We start from the raw sequence: 15,710 nt of genomic DNA, 5'->3' as shown, positions 1-15,710 counted from the left end.
ACACGTCCGCGGGCAAGCATGGCGCCGTTGCCGGCAGTGCTGAAGGGTGGGCGATGGCCGCTACGGAGGCGGACGAGGCTTCGACGACCGGTCGGAGAGCACTCAAGCCGTTCGAGTGGGTGGCCGCTTCGCTGGCGGTCCTCGCCGCGGGCGCGGCCATCGTCCTGTTCTTCACCGCCGAGGTGTGCGACCAGCAGCTGGCCTCGAAAGGGAACGTCGTCAGGGTGTGCCGGCACCCGCAGATGACGGATCCTCCGATGGTCGTCCTCGGCCTCGTGATCCTGGTGCTCCTGGGTGTCTTCTTCTCCGAGGTCTCCGGATTCGGCATCACCTTGAAGCGCCAGGTGGAGGAAGCGCGGAGTGCGGCGCAGGAGGCCATCCGCGAGACGCGGGACATCGACGCCAGGCATCAGGAGGCGACGGGGGATCTGGCCGAAGGGGTCGCGGAGGCGCTCAACAGAGCGCAGTCGGGCGACCGGGCCGCCGCGTCGACGCCGCCCGACCCGGTCGATCAGCTGGCGGCGCGGTACAACGAGATCCGCTGGACCATGTCCAGCGGACGTGCGCGGACGCACGCGATGTCCGAAGTGGCGGACGAGATGGTCCGTCTGCTGCGAGGCGCCCAGGACTTCGACGTGGCGAGCCATCTCCGCAGCAGCGACCGCGGGTTGCGACTGGCCGCCGCCGCATACCTGTACGCCAATCCTGATCCGGCGTGGGTGGGCCCGCTCGCCGAGGCGGCGGTGTCCGAGGACAAGCCATTCAACGAGTACTGGGGGCTCAAGGCCCTGCGCGAGGTGCTCCGGGGGCACTGCGAGGCACTCGACGAGGAGACGAGGGGCCTGCTCCGACGCCGCATGCGTCAGCTGCCCCCGGGTACCGACCGCGCCGAGCAGATCGGGAAGCTGCTGCGCGACTGCCCGGACGGGAGCGGCGGTCAGGACGCGATCTGAGGCACCGTGACCCCCTGACCGACCGGGGTACGGCTTCTTGGTCCAGGGGCCTTTCGGTCCAGTGCTTCTCAGTCCAGCGCTTCTCAGTCCAGTACGGACGCCAGCCTGCGCCATGTCTCGCGCGGCAGCGCGTCGCGCGCACCCCCGTCCACCACCTGGATCGCCACATGGTCCGCGCCCGCCTCGTGGAACGCGTGGATCCGCTCCCGGATCCGGTTCTCGTCACCCCACGCGTAGAGCGCGTCGACGAGGCGGTCGCTGCCGCCGGCGGTCAGGTCGTCCTCGGTGAAGCCGATGCGCAGGAAGCTGTTGGTGTAGTTGGGGAGCGTGAGGTACATGGCGAGGTGGTCGCGGGCCAGGGCGCGGGCGCGGGCCGGGTCGGCCTCCCAGACGACCCCGAACTCGGGGGCCAGCAGTGGCTCTTCGCCCAGGATCTCGCGGGCCCGGGCGGTGTGCTCGGGGGTGACGAGGTAGGGGATCGCGCCCGCTGCCCGGTCCCGGGACAGCTCCAGGGTCTTCGGGCCGAGGGCCGCCAGGACCCGGTGCCCGGCCGGGACTCCGGCCGCGTCCAGCGCGTCCAGGTAGGCGACCAGCGCCGAGTACGGGCGTCGGTACTGGTCCGCGAGCTTGGCGTGGCTCACGCCGAGGCCGAGCAGGAAACGGCCGGGGTGGGCCGACTTCACCTCGGCGAAGGAAGCCGCGCTCGCGTCGGCCTCGTACTGCCAGATGCTCTGGATGCTCGTGCCGACGACCAGCCGGGACGTCGCCTCCAGGAGCGGGACGGCATGCCGGGCGGCGCTGCTGCCGCCCAGCCAGGCGGCGCCGTACCCGAGTTGTTCCAGTTCCGCCGCGGCCTCGGCGATGTCGCCGCGCCGGGCCGGGTCCTCCGAGCGGAGGCCCACGCTCCAGACGCCGTACCGGCCGATCGACTCCTTGAAGGCGCGTGCGCTGCTCGTCGACTCGTTCATCGGGTCCGTTCCCTCCGGGTGGGTGTGGTGCCGTGATCGTCGTGCACGTCGGTGCCAACCGGAGGGAGCCGCGCGGTAATCCTGCGTACGGGCTACTTGGCCAGGAACTGCTCCAGCGCCTCCACCACGAAGCGGTGGTCCTGCAGCTGGGGCAGGCCGGACACGGTCACCGTGCCGATGACGCCCACGTCCTCGACGTGGATCGGGAACGAGCCGCCGTGGGCCGCGTAGGTGTCCGGGTCCAGGCGGGAGGAGTCCTCGAACGTCGTGCCCTTGGCGCGGAAGCGGGCGCCGACCAGGTAGGAGGAGGCGCCGTAGCGCTCCACCACCCGGCGCTTGCGGTCGATCCAGGCGTCGTTGTCGGGCGTGGAACCGGGCAGGGCCGCGTGGAAGAGCTGCTGGCCGGCGCGGTGGATGTCGATGGCCACCGGCGCCTGGCGCTCCCTGGCCAGCTCGACCAGGAGGGAGCCGAGGGCCCAGGCGTCGTCGTGGGTGAACCGGCGGAAGACCAGGCGGCGTTCCTGCGCCTCCAGCTCCTCCACGCTCGGGGTGATCTCGGGGGCGAACTTCGGGGTGATCTTCGGGTGGTGCATCAGAGGGTCACCGTCACCTTGTCGCGGGCGGAGCGCCGGGCTGCTTCCAGCACGTCGAGGGCGGCGGCCGCCTCCAGGGCGGTCACCGGGTTTGGGCCGGCGCCGGTCAGGGCCGCGGCCACGGCCGCATAGTAGGCCGGGTAGTCGCCGGGGACGGTCGGTACGGGGCGGCCGCCGCCGGTCAGCGGGGACTCGCCGGAGCCGATGCGGCCCCACAGGGACTCGGGTTCGGCGCCCCAGGAGGGGCCCGGTCGCAGGCCTTCCCTGAGCGCCGCCTCCTGCGGGTCCAGGCCATACTTCACGAAGCCCGCCTGCGAGCCGAGGACCCGGAAGCGCGGGCCGAGCTGGGCCGTGGTGGCGGAGACGTAGAGGTGGGAGCGGACGCCGTTCGCGTGGGTCAGCGCGATGAAGGTGTCGTCGTCCGTCTCGGCGCCGGGGCGGCGGATGTCCGTCTCGGCGTACACCTCGGTGACCGGACCGAAGAGGACCAGGGCCTGGTCGACGACATGGCTGCCGAGGTCGTAGAGCAGACCTCCGATCTCTGCCGGGTCGCCGGACTCGCGCCAGCCGCCCTTCGGCTGCGGGCGCCAGCGCTCGAAGCGGGACTCGAAGCGCCAGGCGTCGCCGAGTTCGCCCTTCTCCAGCAGCCCGCGCAGGGTCAGGAAGTCGCTGTCCCAGCGGCGGTTCTGGAAGACCGAGAGCAGCAGGCCGCGCTCCTTGGCGAGGGCGGCCAGCTCGCGCGCCTCGGCCGCCGTACCCGCCACCGGCTTGTCCACGACCACCGGCAGGCCCGCTTCGAGGGCGGTGGTGGCGAGCGGGACGTGCGTCTTGTTCGGGGAGGCGACGACGATCAGGTCCAGCTCGTCGGCGCGGTCGAACAGCTCGTCGGGGGTGCTGACGATGTGGACGCCCGGGAACTCGGCCTGGGCCTGCTGCTGCCGCTCGGGGTACGAGGTGACCACCGTGTCCAGGGCGAGGCCCTCGGTGGCGCCGATCAGCGGGGCGTGGAAGACGGAGCCTGCGAGGCCGTAGCCGACCAGGCCGACGCGGAGGGGGGTACCAGTCATGCATCCTACTTTCGCAACGCTGTTGCCAAAGTGCAAGCGGCGGGGAGAATGGGTGGCGTGAACAGGACGAAGAGTGGCAGCGGGCCGGTGGGAGCGAATCTCTTCGCCGTGCGCAGTCACAACACCGCGCTGGTGCTGGATCTGCTGCGCGCGGCGGGGGTGGAGGGCATCAGCCGTCTGGAGCTGGCCGAGCGGACCGGGCTGACCCCGCAGGCCGTCAGCAAGATCACCGCACGGCTGCGCGAGGAGGGGTTCGCGGCGGAGGCCGGACGCCGGGCGTCCACCGGGGGCAAGCCGCGCACCGTGCTGCGGCTCGTGCCGGAGGCCGGGCATGCGGTGGGGGTGCATCTGGACCGGGACGAGCTGCGGGCCGTGCTGGTGGATCTCGACGGGGCGGTGGTCGGGGAGCGGCGCGGGGGCGTGGACCTGGGGGCCGGGGCGGAGGCCGTGCTGGGGGTGGTCACCGACGCGGTGACCGGGCTGGTCGGGGAGGTTCTGGGCGGCGCCGACGCAGGACTTCCCGCCGCCGGGTCGCTGCTCGGTGTGGGGGTCGCTCTGCCCGGGCCGCTCGATCACGCGCGCGGGGTACTGCACCGGGTCACCGGGTTTCCTGAGGAGTGGGACGGGTTCCCGCTGCGGGAAGCGCTGAGCGAGCGGCTGGGGGTGCCGGTCGTGGTGGACAAGGACACCAACGCGGCGGCGCTCGGGCTCTCGGTGGGGGGCGAGGGCGGATCCTTCGCCTATCTGCATCTCGGTACGGGCCTGGGCGCCGGCCTGGTGATCGGCGGCAGCGTGCACCGGGGGGCGCGGACCGGGGCCGGGGAGTTCGGGCACCAGGTGCTGCAGCTGGACGGGCCGCTGTGCGAGTGCGGGAACCGGGGCTGCGTGGAGGTGCTGTGCCTGGGGGCCGTGGCGCGGGGCGAGGTGGCTGAGGCCGCCCGGGTGCTGGGGGTCGGGGCCGGGAATCTGGTGGGGTTGCTGGACATCGACCTGGTGCTGCTCGGCGGGCGGACGATCTCCGGAGCGCCGGAGCCGTTCGTCCGCGGGGTCGCCGAGATGCTCGACGCACGGGCCCGGCGGGAGGGTGTGCCCGGCGGGACGGTCCCCGTGCGGGTCGCTCCGCGAGGGGAGCGGGTCGTCGCGGAGGGCGCCGCACAGCTGCTGCTGGCGCCGGTGTTCGGGCGGTCGGACGGTTGATTCGGGCGGGCGGCTGCTTCCGGCGGGCCGTCCGCTGATGCGGGCGGACGGTCGGTTGATTCGGGCGGGCGGTCCGCTGATTCGAATGGGCGGTTGATTTGAGTGGGCGGTCGGCTGAGTCGAGTGCGCGGTCGCCTGACTTGGGCGGGCGGGCGGTCGGTCGGTTGATTCGGGCGGGCGCGGACGGCTGATGCGCACGGACGTCTGATGCGGCCGGCGGCTGTGCGGTGCACCGTCCGGACCACTCGCAGACCCCTTCAGGTGACAGCCGGACGACTCGCGGGCGGAGCACGCGTCGCACGGGTACGGCGTCTGCGCACCGGATCACCGGATGCCCCGGACTCGTGAGGAGAACAGCGTGTACGCAGCCGTCAGACGGTACGAAGGGGTCACCGATCCGGCCGAGGCCGGCCGCCGGGTGAACGAGGGATTCGTGCCGCTCATCCGTGACATTCCGGGCCTGCTGGCCTACTACTGGGTCGACGCCGGCAACGGAGTCATGGTCTCGACCAGCGTCTTCGAGGACGAGGCGGGAGCCGACGAATCGATCAGGAAGGCGGCGGTCTTCGTGCGCGACCACCTTGCGTCGCTGCTCCCCAACCCTCCCCAGGTCATGTCCGGCCGGATCGTGGCTTCCCTCTAGCCCGTCGGCCGATCGAGCGGACCTGCCTGCGCCCCCGGAGTGGCACGCTCGCCCGCGCTCCCCGCCCGGCCAGGTTATGTGTTCATGCGACCGTGCACGTCCCTGCCCCTCTGTCTCGCCACAGCCGCCGCTCTCGTGCCCGTGTCGTCGGTTGCCGCGCACGCGGACGCGTCCCCTTCCTGCGCGGCCCCCGGCGGCCGTGCCTTTCCGGTGACCACCCGGATCCACGGCGGGCCCGCCTCCTACGAGGCGGGCGGCGGCTTCGGCACCTGGTACATCGACCTCACCAACACCACCACCCGCGCCTGCACCGACGTCCACCCCGTCGTCGTCCTCGTCGACGACAAACGCACCCTGAAGCCGTCGCAGCCCCAGCTGGACTTCTACGACGGCTCACGCGCCCGGCCGGTCACCTTCGAGACCACCGACGAGCAGGAGTTGGTCGGCGTACTGGACGGCGCGGGGTTCGACGGGTTCAGCGTGGCGCCCGGCGCGACCGTCACCGTCAAGGTCAGGCTCTCGCTCACCTCCGACGCCGTATCCGACGACATCACCGTCAACGCGGCCGTCGTCCAGCGCCGGGGCGAGGACGGCGACTGGATCGGGGAGTCCAACGACTACCGGTTCGGCATCGGACACGAGCCGGAGGACCCCGCGGGGACGCAGGACCCGCAGGCATCGGAGGAGCCGGAGGCGACGGCGACCAGCCCGTCCGGCACTCCCGAGGCCACCCCGAGCAGCACCGACGACCCTGACGCATCCCACGACCCCGACGAATTCGATGACCCTGACGAATTCGACGACCGCGACGACCCCGCCTTCCCCTTCGCCGCGGAGGCCGAGGAAGCCGGAGAGCGGGCCCGGGAGCTGGCCCGTACCGGTCTCGGGCTCGCGCACGGGCTGCTCGCGGCGGGCGCCGCCCTGCTCGCCGTCGGCACCGGCGCGTTCCTGCTGGCCCGCCGACGCCGCTGAGGCGCGGGCCGCCGTACACGGGCCGCCGTACAACCGACCCGCCCCCGTCTGCGACGATCCCTGCGTGGACTACCCGAACGACCAGGCCCCCGGCGCCCCCGTCCGCTCCGGCATCCCCGAGCACGGGCGCATCCCGAAGTACTACGCGGTCAAGGCGCGCATCGCCGCACTGCTGGAGGAGCTGGGGGAGGGTGGCCTCATCCCGACCGAGCGCGATCTCGCCGAGCGGTACGACGTCGCCCGCGAGACCGTACGGCAGGCCGTACGGGAGCTGGTGCTGGAGGGGCGCCTCCAGCGGCGCGGCCGGGGAACCGTCGTCGCCGGGCCCAAGCTGGCCCAGCCGCTGTCCCTCGCCAGCTACACCGAAGGCGTGCGCCGGCAGGGCCGTACGCCCGGACGTACGCTCGTCACCCTCGACCGCTTCCCGTGCCCGGAGCCCCTCGCCGCCGAGACCGGGCTGACCCGGGGTGAACCCGTCTGGCACCTGGAGCGCGTGCTGCTCGCCGACGACGAGCGGGTCGGCCTGGAGAGCACCTACGTCGCCGTCGACCGGGTCCCCGACCTCGACTCCCGCTTCGACCCCGACTCCTCCTTCTACGCCTATCTGAAGGACCAGGGCATCGAGTTCGGCGACGCCGACGAGCGCATCGAGACCGTGCTGGCCACCCCCCGCGAGGCTCTGCTCATCGGCACCCCGCCCGCCCTTCCGATGCTGCTGATCCACCGCGTGTCGCGGGACACGGAGGGGCGCCCGCTGGAGCGCGTACGCACCCTGTACCGGGGTGACCGGTTCTCCTTCACCACGCACCTGAGGGGCTGAAAACCGCCCTCCCGAAGGGTCGAAAACCGTCCAAAAACCACCCATCACCCACCCCCTTTATTGTCACGAGAAGATAACGGGTCTAGCCCAAACGTGATGGGTCGTTCACGCTCTCGTTGTCAGCCGGACCCTTCCGGTTCCCTGTGCGCGAGGAGCGTTGCCGCCGTGAGAGTGACAGTCGTCGGAGCAGGCGTGGTGGGCACCATGCACGCCTGGCAAGCAGTGGAGCGCGGCCACCAGGTCGTCCAGATCGAGCGTGAGGCGGAGGCGCGCGGCGCCTCGCTGCGCAACTTCGGGCAGATCTGGGTCAGCGGGCGCGCCGGTGGAGAAGAGCTGGAGACCGCGCTGCGGGCGCGGGAGTTGTGGGAAGGGATCGGCGGGCGCGTGCCCGGGCTCGGCTTCCGGGCCAACGGGTCGCTCACCCCGGTGCGCGGCCCCCTCGAACTCGCCGTCGCCGAGGCCGCCTTGGCCCGCCCGGACGCCGCCGAACGCGGCTACAAGCTGCTGACCCCCGGCGAGGCACGGGCCCTCAACCCCGCCCTGCGCGGCGAGTTCACCGCCGCCCTGCACTGCGAGCGCGACGCCGCCGTGGAGCCGCGCACCGCCCAACTGGCGCTGCGCGCAGAGCTGCTGAAGTCCCCGAACTACACGTTCCTGCCGGGGCGCGAGGTGCGCGATTTGGTCGGAGCCGGGGCCGTCCGGGACGACCACGGCGACGTGCACCACGCGGACGCCGTCGTGCTGTGCACCGGCGCCTGGCTCGGCGGACTGGTACGGGAGCTGGCCGGGCCCGAGCTGCCCGTGCGCCGCGTCCGCCTCCAGATGATGCAGACCGACCCGCTCGGCGAGCCGCTCACCACCTCGGTCGCGGACGCCGACAGCTTCCGCTACTACCCGGCCTACGCCTCCCCGGCGCTCGACGCGCTCAACGCCGGCCTGCCACAGTCGGCGACCGCCGCCGAGCACAAGATGCAGCTGCTGATGGTGCAGCGCGCCGACGGCGGCCTGACCATCGGCGACACCCACGAGTACGAGCACCCCTTCGCCTTCGACACGCTGGAGGACCCCTACGACCACCTCACCGAGGTCGTCGAGTCCCTCCTCGGCCGGCCGCTGCCGAAGATCCGGCGCCGCTGGGCCGGTGTGTACGCGCAGTGCACCGACCCGAGCCGGGTCGTGCACCGGCAGCAGGTGAGCGACGGCGTGTGGCTGGTCACCGGGCCCGGCGGGCGCGGCATGACCTGCTCGCCGGCGATCGCCGAGACGACCGCGAACGAACTGGGCTGGTGAGGGAGTTGACCACCGAAATGACCGCAGACACGACCGCAGACACGACCACCGGCGCCCGCGACATCCGTCTCGTCGTCCTCGACATGGCCGGCACCACCGTCGCCGACGGCGGCCTGGTCGAGCGCGCCTTCGCGGCGGCCGCCGCCGAACTGGGCGTCGAGCCCGGCTCCGCCGACCACGCCGAGAAACTGGACTACGTCCGCGCCACCATGGGCGAGTCCAAGATCTCCGTCTTCCGGCACCTGTTCGGGGACGAGAGCCTCGCCCAGCGCGCCAACACCGCCTTCGAGAAGGCGTACGGCGACCTCGTCGACGCGGGCCTGATCGCCCCGGTCCCCGGCGCCCGCGAGGCGATCGAGGAACTTGCCGGCAGCGGCCGTACCGTCGTCCTGACCACCGGCTTCGCCCGCGTCACCCAGGACGCCATCCTGGCCGCCCTCGGCTGGCAGGACCTCGTACCGCTCACCCTCTGCCCGGCCGACGCGGGCGGGCGCGGACGGCCCTTCCCGGACATGGTCCTTGAGGCTTTCGTGCGGACCAAGGCCGCGGCGGACGTCCGGCAGGTCGCCGTGGCCGGCGACACCTCCTACGACGTGCTGAGCGGCGTACGGGCCGGGGCGGGCCTGATCGCGGGCGTGCGCACCGGGGCCCACGGGGACGCCGAGTTCCGGGCTGCCGGCGCCACCCACGTCCTCGACTCCGTCGCCGCCCTGCCCGCGCTGCTCACAGGAGCCCGGTGAGATGGGCATCCGCTTCGACTCCGTCACGGTCGCCTACGACGGCAACGTCGTCCTCGACTCCCTCGACCTGACCGTCGAACCCGGCGAGGTCATGGCGCTGCTCGGGCCGTCCGGCTCCGGCAAGACCACCGCGCTGCGGGCGGTCGCCGGGTTCGTACGGCCCGCCTCCGGGCGGGTGTTCCTCGGCGACCGGGACGTGACGGACCTGCCGCCCCACCGGCGGGGCATCGGCATGGTCGTCCAGCAGTACGCCCTCTTCCCGCACATGCGGGTGGACGAGAACGTGGCCTTCGGCCTGAAGGCCCGCAAGACTCCCAAGAGCGAGATACGGGGGCGGGTCGCCGAGGCGCTGGAGATGACCGGCATGGCCGCCTACGCCCGCCGCTACCCGCGCGAGCTGTCCGGCGGGCAGCAGCAGCGCGTCGCCATCGCCCGCGCGCTCGCCATCCGGCCTCACGTGCTGCTCCTGGACGAGCCGCTGTCCGCGCTGGACGCCCAGCTGCGGTCCGGGATGCTGGCCGAACTCGCCCGGCTGCACCGTGAGTTGCCGGACGTGTCGATGCTGTACGTCACCCATGACCAGGTCGAGGCGCTGACCCTGGCCGACCGGATCGCCGTGATGGACGCGGCGCGGCTTCAGCAGTGCGGGACTCCTCGCGAGCTGTACCGGGCGCCGAAGAGTGAGTTCACGGCTTCGTTTGTGGGCGGGGCGAATCTGTTGCCGGTGACGGTGGGTTCCGGGGGAGTCGACTTCGCGGGCACGGAGCTGAAGGTCGACACGGGGGGCGTGGTCGCGCAGGCGCGGGCCACGTTGTGCGTACGGCCGCATCTGGTCGGGCTCGGGGAGGGACCCAACCGGATCGTCGGCACGGTCAGCGAGATTCAGTGGCGGGGGGCCACACACCGGCTGTACGTGGAGGTCGGTGGGCACACGGTCATGGCGGACCTGCGCGAGCTGAAGGCTCCGCCGGTGCATGGGGACTCCGTGAGCCTGCACTTCGCTTCCGAGGACGCGGTGTTGCTGCCCGCAGGGGTGGTCGGCGATGGCAAGTGACCCGGCGCTGCAGGCCGTGCCCACCCTCCCCCAAGGGCCTCCGACAAGCTCCGGTCCAGGGGGGACCCCCATCGCCCTGCGGAACGACTGCCCACGGCGGGAGCGGACACGGCGGGAGCGGGCACGGCGGGAGCGGACGCGGCGGCTGGCGCGCGGCCTCTGGACTCTCCCCCCAGTCGCCCTCCTAGCCCTCTTCTTCCTCTACCCCCTCGCCCTCGTCGTCCAGCAGTCCCTCCGCCCCGACACCGGTGGGACCTCCTTTCAGCCGTACGTCGACGTCTTCGCCTCCGAGGCGTTCCGGCACGCGCTGTGGACCACCGTGTGGCTCGCGCTGGGTTCCACGGCCGGGTGTCTGGTGCTCGGGTTTCTGCTGGCGCTGGTCATCGCGTTCGTGCCGTTTCCCGGGGCGAAGGCGGTCGCGCGGTTCGTCGACGTGTACCTGTCCTTCCCGTCCTTCCTCATCACGCTGGCGCTGCTGTTCATCTACGGCACCACCGGCATCATCGGTTCCTTCCAGTTCCTCACCACGCCGTGGGGCGTGCTGCTGGCGGAGGTCACCTACTTCACGCCGTTCGTGATGCGGCCGCTGCTCGCCGCCTTCTCGCAGCTCGACACCGCGCAGCTGGAGGCGGCCAGTTCCCTCGGCGCCCGCGCGCCCCGCATCGTGCGACGGGTGATCCTGCCGGAGGCGCTGCCCGCGCTCGCGGCCGGCGGGAGCCTCGTCCTGGTGCTGTGCCTCAACGAGTTCGGGATCGTGCTGTTCACCGGCGCGAAAGGGGTCACGACCCTGCCGATGCTCGTCTACAGCAAGGCGATCCTGGAGTCCGACTATCCGGGCGCGTGTGTGGTCGCCGTCGTCAACGTCCTGATCTCCGTGGGGCTGTACGGCCTCTACCGGGTGGTGAGCCGTCGTGCTGGTGCATAGCCGCAAGGGCAGGTGGGCCGTGTGGGCGGTGTTCCTCGTCCTCTTCGTACCGCTGTTCGCCCTGCCCCTCCTCGTCGTTCTCGGCGCCTCCTTCGCCACCCACTGGTCCGGCGTCCTGCCCTCGGGCCCGACCACGGCCAACTACCGCTCCGCCACCCGCGGCGAGGCCCTCCAGGCGCTGACCACCAGCCTGGTCACCGCCGTCACCGCGAGCCTGCTCGCCCTGGCCGTCGGCACCTGGGCCGCGCTGGCCGGTGCGGCCCTGAAGAAGCGCCACCGCCGACTCCTCGACGCGCTGTTCGTGCTGCCGGTCGCCGTGCCTTCGGTGGTCGTCGGACTGTCGGTCCTGGTGGCCTTCTCCCAGCCGCCGCTGCTGCTCAACGGCACCCGGTGGATCGTGATCGTCGCCCACACGGTGCTGGTCACCGCCTTCGCCCACCAGTCCGTGTCGGCGGCGATCACCCGCCTCGACCCGGCCTACGAACAGGCCGCCGCCTCCCTCGGCGCCCGGCCCGCTTATGTCCTGTGGCGGGTGCGGCTGCCGCTCCTGCTGCCCTCGCTCACCGCCGCCGCCGGCCTCTGCTTCGCCCTGTCCATGGGTGAGCTGAGCGCCACGATGATGCTCTATCCGCCGGACTGGACCCCGCTTCCCGTCCTGATCTACGCGGCCACCGACCGCGGCGCCCTGTTCACCGGGTCGGCCGTCGCGGTGGTGCTGATGGCCGCGACCCTGCTCGTCCTGTTCGCCGTCTCCCGGGTCCGCACCCGGGCGTCGTACCGCTGAGCCACCACCCGCCCAACCCACCTTCATCCGCAAGGAGTTCGCCTCGCCATGCCCAGAAACAGCGTCCCGCTCGCCATAGCCCTCACCCTCCTCGCCACCCCGCTGCTGTCCGCCTGCGGCGGCTCCTCCGCCGCCTCCGACGAGAAGGTCGTCACCGTCTACAGCGCCGACGGCCTCAAGGGCGAGAACGGCGACGGCTGGTACGACAAGGTCTTCGCCGACTTCCAGAAGCAGACCGGCATCAAGGTCAAGTACGTCGAGGGCGGCTCCGGCGAGATGGTGCAGCGCGCCGTCCGCGAGAAGAGCAACCCGCAGGCCGACGTGCTGGTCACCCTCCCGCCGTTCATCCAGCAGGCCGACAGCAAGGGCCTGCTGGAGAAGTACGAGCCGAAGGACGCCGTGATGGTCGGCGGAGGCGACAAGGCCCCCGACGGCACCTGGACCTCCGTCGTCAACAACTACTTCGGCTTCGTCTACAACAAGAAGGAGCTGAAGCAGGCGCCGAAGACCTGGGACGAACTGCTCGACGCCCAGTACAAGAACAAGCTCCAGTACTCCACCCCGGGCGTCGCCGGTGATGGCACGGCCGTCCTGATCAAGGCGATGCACGACTTCGGCGGCAAGGACGCGGCCCTCGCCTACCTGAAGAAGCTCCAGGCCAACAACGTCGGCCCGTCCGCCTCCACGGGCAAGCTCGCCCCCAAGGTCGACAAGGGCGAACTCCTCGTCGCCAACGGGGACGTGCAGATGAACTACGCCCAGTCCAAGGACATGCCAAACCTCGGCATCTGGTTCCCGGCCGGGAAGGACGGCAAGCCCACCACCTTCGCCCTGCCCTACGCGGCCGGCCTGGTCACCAAGGCCCCGCACAGCGAGAACGGCCGGAAGCTGCTCGACTTCATGCTCGCGCAGAAGCAGCAGCAGGAGGTCAGCGAGATCGGCGGCGGCTTCAGCGCCCGCCAGGACGTCAAGGCCACCGACGCCAACGCCGTCGCGCTCACCAAGCTGATGAACGGCGTGGACATCTTCCAGCCGGACTGGAAGGACATCGACAAGAACCTCACGACCTACGTCGAGGACTGGAAGTCCGCCACCGGTAGCTGACCCGACGACACCTGCGACACCCGCAACGCCCCTGGCACCACCGGGGGCGTTGCCATGCCCGCACACGTTCACCCGTCTCCCACGGAGGTCTCCGTGTCGTACCGCATGTCCCGCCGCACCTTCCTCGTCTCCGCCGCCGCAGTCGCCGTATCGGCCGGCCCGCTCACCACCCTCGCCCGCGCTGCCGCCAGGGCCCAAAAGGTCCTCGTCATCGGCCTGGACGGCGCGCTGCTCAAGCGCATCAAGGACGCCGACGCCCCGAACCTCGACGCCCTGATGGCCGCGGGACTCACCGCGCCCAGCAGCATCTACGCCAACCCGCTCGCCCCGACCATGTCCGGGCCCGGCTGGTCCACGATCATCACCGGTGTCTGGCCGGACAAGCACAACGTCAAGGACAACACCTTCAGCGGGGCGAAGTTCGCCCAGTACCCCGACTTCCTGACCCGGGCCGAGACGGCGAAGCCGTCGCTGAACACGTACGCCGTCGCCTCCTGGGCGCCGATCACCGACACCGTCTTCTCGTCGAAGGTCGACAGCCGCGTCTCCACCCCGAGCGCCGAGTACGACACCGGCACCACCGCCCGCGCGGTCGCCAAGCTCCGGGACGGCAACCCGGACGCGGTCTTCGTGCAGCTCGACAACATCGACCACGCGGGACACAGCTACGGCGCCGCCTCCCAGCAGTACCTGGACGCCATCCACGGCGCCGATGCCCAGGTCGGGCAGCTGGTGGCCGCCGTAAGGTCCCGGGCGACCTATGCCGACGAGGACTGGCTGATCATGATCACGGCGGACCACGGCCACACCGACGCCGGCGGCCACGGCGGCTCCACCCTGCAGGAGCGCCAGACCTTCCTCATCGCCACCGGGCCCACGCTGGCGGCCGGTTCGGTCCGCCACGACGTGAAGATGCCGGACGTCGCCGCCTCCGCGCTCGCGCACCTCGGCATCGCGATCGACCCCGCCTGGGACCTCGACGGCCGGCCCGTCCAGCAGCCCGCACCCGACGACTTCGACGCGCTGCGCGGCCAGTTGCAGACCCGCGTCGACGAGACCGGCATCCCGACGACCGTCCTCGGCTTCACCCACACCCCGCCCGCCGGCTGGTCCGTCGACAACTCCGCGATGGGCGGCGGCGGGGTCACCGAGTGGCGTGGCTGGTCCTTCACCACGGACGAGTTCTGGACCCAGGCGCAGCGCGACCAGAACCGCGAGTGCAACGTCCGTGCCCGGAACGTGTTCGCGGTCGCCGACGGCGACGAGTGGAACGACAAGGCCCTCACCGGCACCTTCGACTCCACGCTCGTCAGCCCCGCCTACCCGGTCACCGGCGGCACCACCGCCACCCTGACCTACACCACGTACTACCGGCAGGAGTCCCCGCAGAAGGGCGAGGTCCTCGTCTCCTACGACGGCGCGGCCCCCGTCTCCGTGCGCACCTACACCGCCGACGTCCCCTCCCGCACCGAGACCGTCCCGCTCCAGGTCCCGCCCGGGGCCCGCTCGGTCCGGGTCCGCTTCCGCTACACCGGAGGAAACAACTGGTACTGGGTGATCGACGGCGTACGGATCGGCCAGTGATCGGTCGGTGATGAGTCGGTCCTGACCAGGGTCAGGATCAGGCCTTCCTCATTAGGCTGGGGGGCGTCGGTACGCCGTGGTTCCGGCGCCCCCGCTTCTTGACCGTACGCACGCAGGAGACGCAAGCACATGGCAGACCGCAAGCCCATCGAGTCGTGGCTCACCGACATGGACGGCGTCCTGATCCACGAGGGCGTCCCGATCCCCGGCGCCGAAGCCTTCCTGAAGAAGCTGCGCGACTCCGGGCGGCCTTTCCTGGTGCTCACCAACAACTCCATCTACACCGCCCGGGACCTGCACGCCCGGCTGCGCCGGATGGGCCTGGACGTGCCGGTGGAGAACATCTGGACCTCCGCCCTGGCCACCGCCCAGTTCCTGGACGACCAGCGGCCCGGCGGCAGCGCCTATGTCATCGGTGAGGCGGGCCTGACCACCGCACTGCACGACATCGGCTACATCCTCACCGACCACGACCCCGACTTCGTGATCCTCGGCGAGACCCGCACCTACTCGTTCGAGGCCCTGACCAAGGCCGTACGCCTGATCAACGGCGGCGCCCGGTTCATCGCCACCAACCCCGACAACGTCGGCCCCTCCACCGAGGGCGACCTGCCCGCCACCGGCTCGGTCGCCGCGCTGATCACCGCCGCGACCGGCAAGCAGCCGTACTTCGTCGGCAAGCCCAACCCGCTGATGATGCGGGCCGGGCTCAACGCGATCGGCGCCCACTCCGAGAACTCCGCGATGATCGGCGACCGCATGGACACCGACGTCCTCGCGGGCCTGGAGGCCGGGATGCGCACCTTCCTGGTGCTGACCGGCGTCACCCAGCCCGGTGACGTCGACCGCCACCCCTTCCGCCCCTCGCAGGTCGTCGACTCCATCGCGGACCTCGTCGACCTCATCTGAGCGGGCGGTCAAACCTGGCCCGTAGCCCGTACCACCCGTATGGAGCAGTCGCGCGCCTCCCCGGGATGCGGAGGCGCGCCGTACGGGGGAGCCTCCCACTATCTGGA

At 71.7% G+C, this 15,710-nt stretch carries 16 protein-coding genes; 13 read left to right on the top strand and 3 right to left on the bottom strand.

Annotation, left to right across the window (positions count from 1 at the left end):
• The first annotated feature begins 53 nt into the window (after nucleotides 1-53).
• Nucleotides 54-953, top strand: coding sequence for a hypothetical protein (locus ACFYZZ_RS14535; protein ID WP_389175343.1), 900 nt, complete (start codon nucleotides 54-56; stop codon nucleotides 951-953).
• 83 nt (nucleotides 954-1,036) lie between these two features.
• Here the strand turns inward: ACFYZZ_RS14535 and ACFYZZ_RS14530 are convergent, their stop codons facing one another.
• From ACFYZZ_RS14530 to ACFYZZ_RS14520, 3 genes are all read right to left on the bottom strand, one after another.
• On the bottom strand, nucleotides 1,037-1,921 hold the full coding sequence (locus ACFYZZ_RS14530; RefSeq protein ID WP_389175341.1) for an LLM class F420-dependent oxidoreductase: 885 nt from the start codon (nucleotides 1,919-1,921) through the stop codon (nucleotides 1,037-1,039).
• Nucleotides 1,922-2,013: 92 nt separating this feature from the next.
• Complete coding sequence (locus ACFYZZ_RS14525; RefSeq protein WP_386580272.1) at nucleotides 2,014-2,514, bottom strand: heme-degrading domain-containing protein; 501 nt, start codon at nucleotides 2,512-2,514, stop codon at nucleotides 2,014-2,016.
• Complete coding sequence (locus ACFYZZ_RS14520; protein WP_389175338.1) at nucleotides 2,514-3,581, bottom strand: Gfo/Idh/MocA family oxidoreductase; 1,068 nt, start codon at nucleotides 3,579-3,581, stop codon at nucleotides 2,514-2,516. Before ACFYZZ_RS14520 ends, ACFYZZ_RS14525 begins: the two co-directional genes overlap by 1 nt.
• A gap of 48 nt (nucleotides 3,582-3,629) precedes the next feature.
• On the opposite strand from ACFYZZ_RS14520, the gene ACFYZZ_RS14515 reads away from it, so the two are divergent.
• From ACFYZZ_RS14515 to ACFYZZ_RS14460, 12 genes are all read left to right on the top strand, one after another.
• Nucleotides 3,630-4,778, top strand: coding sequence for an ROK family protein (locus ACFYZZ_RS14515; RefSeq protein WP_389175335.1), 1,149 nt, complete (start codon nucleotides 3,630-3,632; stop codon nucleotides 4,776-4,778).
• A gap of 358 nt (nucleotides 4,779-5,136) precedes the next feature.
• Nucleotides 5,137-5,421, top strand: coding sequence for a hypothetical protein (locus ACFYZZ_RS14510; RefSeq protein ID WP_386580268.1), 285 nt, complete (start codon nucleotides 5,137-5,139; stop codon nucleotides 5,419-5,421).
• A gap of 78 nt (nucleotides 5,422-5,499) precedes the next feature.
• Nucleotides 5,500-6,393, top strand: a complete 894-nt coding sequence (locus tag ACFYZZ_RS14505) for a hypothetical protein (RefSeq protein WP_389175332.1) — start codon at nucleotides 5,500-5,502, stop codon at nucleotides 6,391-6,393.
• A gap of 64 nt (nucleotides 6,394-6,457) precedes the next feature.
• Nucleotides 6,458-7,213: a GntR family transcriptional regulator gene (locus ACFYZZ_RS14500; RefSeq protein WP_389175329.1), complete on the top strand. Its 756-nt coding sequence runs from the start codon at nucleotides 6,458-6,460 to the stop codon at nucleotides 7,211-7,213.
• 165 nt (nucleotides 7,214-7,378) lie between these two features.
• The gene (locus ACFYZZ_RS14495) at nucleotides 7,379-8,503 is read left to right on the top strand and encodes a TIGR03364 family FAD-dependent oxidoreductase (protein WP_389175326.1); all 1,125 of its coding nucleotides are present in this window, start codon (nucleotides 7,379-7,381) and stop codon (nucleotides 8,501-8,503) included.
• Nucleotides 8,504-8,520: 17 nt separating this feature from the next.
• Nucleotides 8,521-9,243 carry an HAD family hydrolase gene (locus tag ACFYZZ_RS14490; protein ID WP_389175323.1) on the top strand — a complete coding sequence of 241 codons (723 nt, stop codon included), beginning with the start codon at nucleotides 8,521-8,523 and terminating at the stop codon, nucleotides 9,241-9,243.
• A 1-nt stretch (nucleotide 9,244) separates the two neighbouring features.
• Complete coding sequence (locus ACFYZZ_RS14485) at nucleotides 9,245-10,297, top strand: ABC transporter ATP-binding protein (RefSeq protein WP_389175320.1); 1,053 nt, start codon at nucleotides 9,245-9,247, stop codon at nucleotides 10,295-10,297.
• Complete coding sequence (locus ACFYZZ_RS14480; RefSeq protein WP_389175318.1) at nucleotides 10,287-11,222, top strand: 2-aminoethylphosphonate ABC transporter permease subunit; 936 nt, start codon at nucleotides 10,287-10,289, stop codon at nucleotides 11,220-11,222. Before ACFYZZ_RS14485 ends, ACFYZZ_RS14480 begins: the two co-directional genes overlap by 11 nt.
• Nucleotides 11,209-12,006: an ABC transporter permease gene (locus ACFYZZ_RS14475; RefSeq protein ID WP_389175315.1), complete on the top strand. Its 798-nt coding sequence runs from the start codon at nucleotides 11,209-11,211 to the stop codon at nucleotides 12,004-12,006. The genes ACFYZZ_RS14480 and ACFYZZ_RS14475 overlap by 14 nt, the downstream gene beginning before the upstream one ends.
• A 48-nt stretch (nucleotides 12,007-12,054) precedes the next feature.
• Nucleotides 12,055-13,110 (top strand): 2-aminoethylphosphonate ABC transporter substrate-binding protein, encoded by a 1,056-nt coding sequence (locus ACFYZZ_RS14470; RefSeq protein WP_389175312.1) that lies wholly within the window; start codon nucleotides 12,055-12,057, stop codon nucleotides 13,108-13,110.
• Nucleotides 13,111-13,215: 105 nt separating this feature from the next.
• Nucleotides 13,216-14,694: an alkaline phosphatase family protein gene (locus tag ACFYZZ_RS14465; protein WP_389175767.1), complete on the top strand. Its 1,479-nt coding sequence runs from the start codon at nucleotides 13,216-13,218 to the stop codon at nucleotides 14,692-14,694.
• 129 nt (nucleotides 14,695-14,823) lie between these two features.
• Nucleotides 14,824-15,603, top strand: a complete 780-nt coding sequence (locus tag ACFYZZ_RS14460; RefSeq protein WP_389175310.1) for an HAD-IIA family hydrolase — start codon at nucleotides 14,824-14,826, stop codon at nucleotides 15,601-15,603.
• Nucleotides 15,604-15,710 lie beyond the last annotated feature (107 nt).

The sequence above is a fragment of the Streptomyces sp. NPDC001816 genome (assembly GCF_042892235.1).
Taxonomy (GTDB): Bacteria; Actinomycetota; Actinomycetes; order Streptomycetales; family Streptomycetaceae; genus Streptomyces.
This window is presented reverse-complemented; position numbering and strand designations above follow the sequence as displayed.

What these genes read in the sequence shown, in the direction of transcription:
- ACFYZZ_RS14535 (WP_389175343.1), top strand. Translation starts at nt 54, where the DNA reads ATGGCCGCTACGGAGGCGGACGAGGCTTCGACGACCGGTCGGAGAGCA.
- ACFYZZ_RS14530 (WP_389175341.1), bottom strand. Translation starts at nt 1,921, where the DNA reads ATGAACGAGTCGACGAGCAGCGCACGCGCCTTCAAGGAGTCGATCGGC.
- ACFYZZ_RS14525 (WP_386580272.1), bottom strand. Translation starts at nt 2,514, where the DNA reads ATGCACCACCCGAAGATCACCCCGAAGTTCGCCCCCGAGATCACCCCG.
- ACFYZZ_RS14520 (WP_389175338.1), bottom strand. Translation starts at nt 3,581, where the DNA reads ATGACTGGTACCCCCCTCCGCGTCGGCCTGGTCGGCTACGGCCTCGCA.
- ACFYZZ_RS14515 (WP_389175335.1), top strand. Translation starts at nt 3,630, where the DNA reads ATGGGTGGCGTGAACAGGACGAAGAGTGGCAGCGGGCCGGTGGGAGCG.
- ACFYZZ_RS14490 (WP_389175323.1), top strand. Translation starts at nt 8,521, where the DNA reads ATGACCGCAGACACGACCGCAGACACGACCACCGGCGCCCGCGACATC.
- ACFYZZ_RS14485 (WP_389175320.1), top strand. Translation starts at nt 9,245, where the DNA reads ATGGGCATCCGCTTCGACTCCGTCACGGTCGCCTACGACGGCAACGTC.
- ACFYZZ_RS14480 (WP_389175318.1), top strand. Translation starts at nt 10,287, where the DNA reads ATGGCAAGTGACCCGGCGCTGCAGGCCGTGCCCACCCTCCCCCAAGGG.
- ACFYZZ_RS14470 (WP_389175312.1), top strand. Translation starts at nt 12,055, where the DNA reads ATGCCCAGAAACAGCGTCCCGCTCGCCATAGCCCTCACCCTCCTCGCC.
- ACFYZZ_RS14465 (WP_389175767.1), top strand. Translation starts at nt 13,216, where the DNA reads ATGTCCCGCCGCACCTTCCTCGTCTCCGCCGCCGCAGTCGCCGTATCG.
- ACFYZZ_RS14460 (WP_389175310.1), top strand. Translation starts at nt 14,824, where the DNA reads ATGGCAGACCGCAAGCCCATCGAGTCGTGGCTCACCGACATGGACGGC.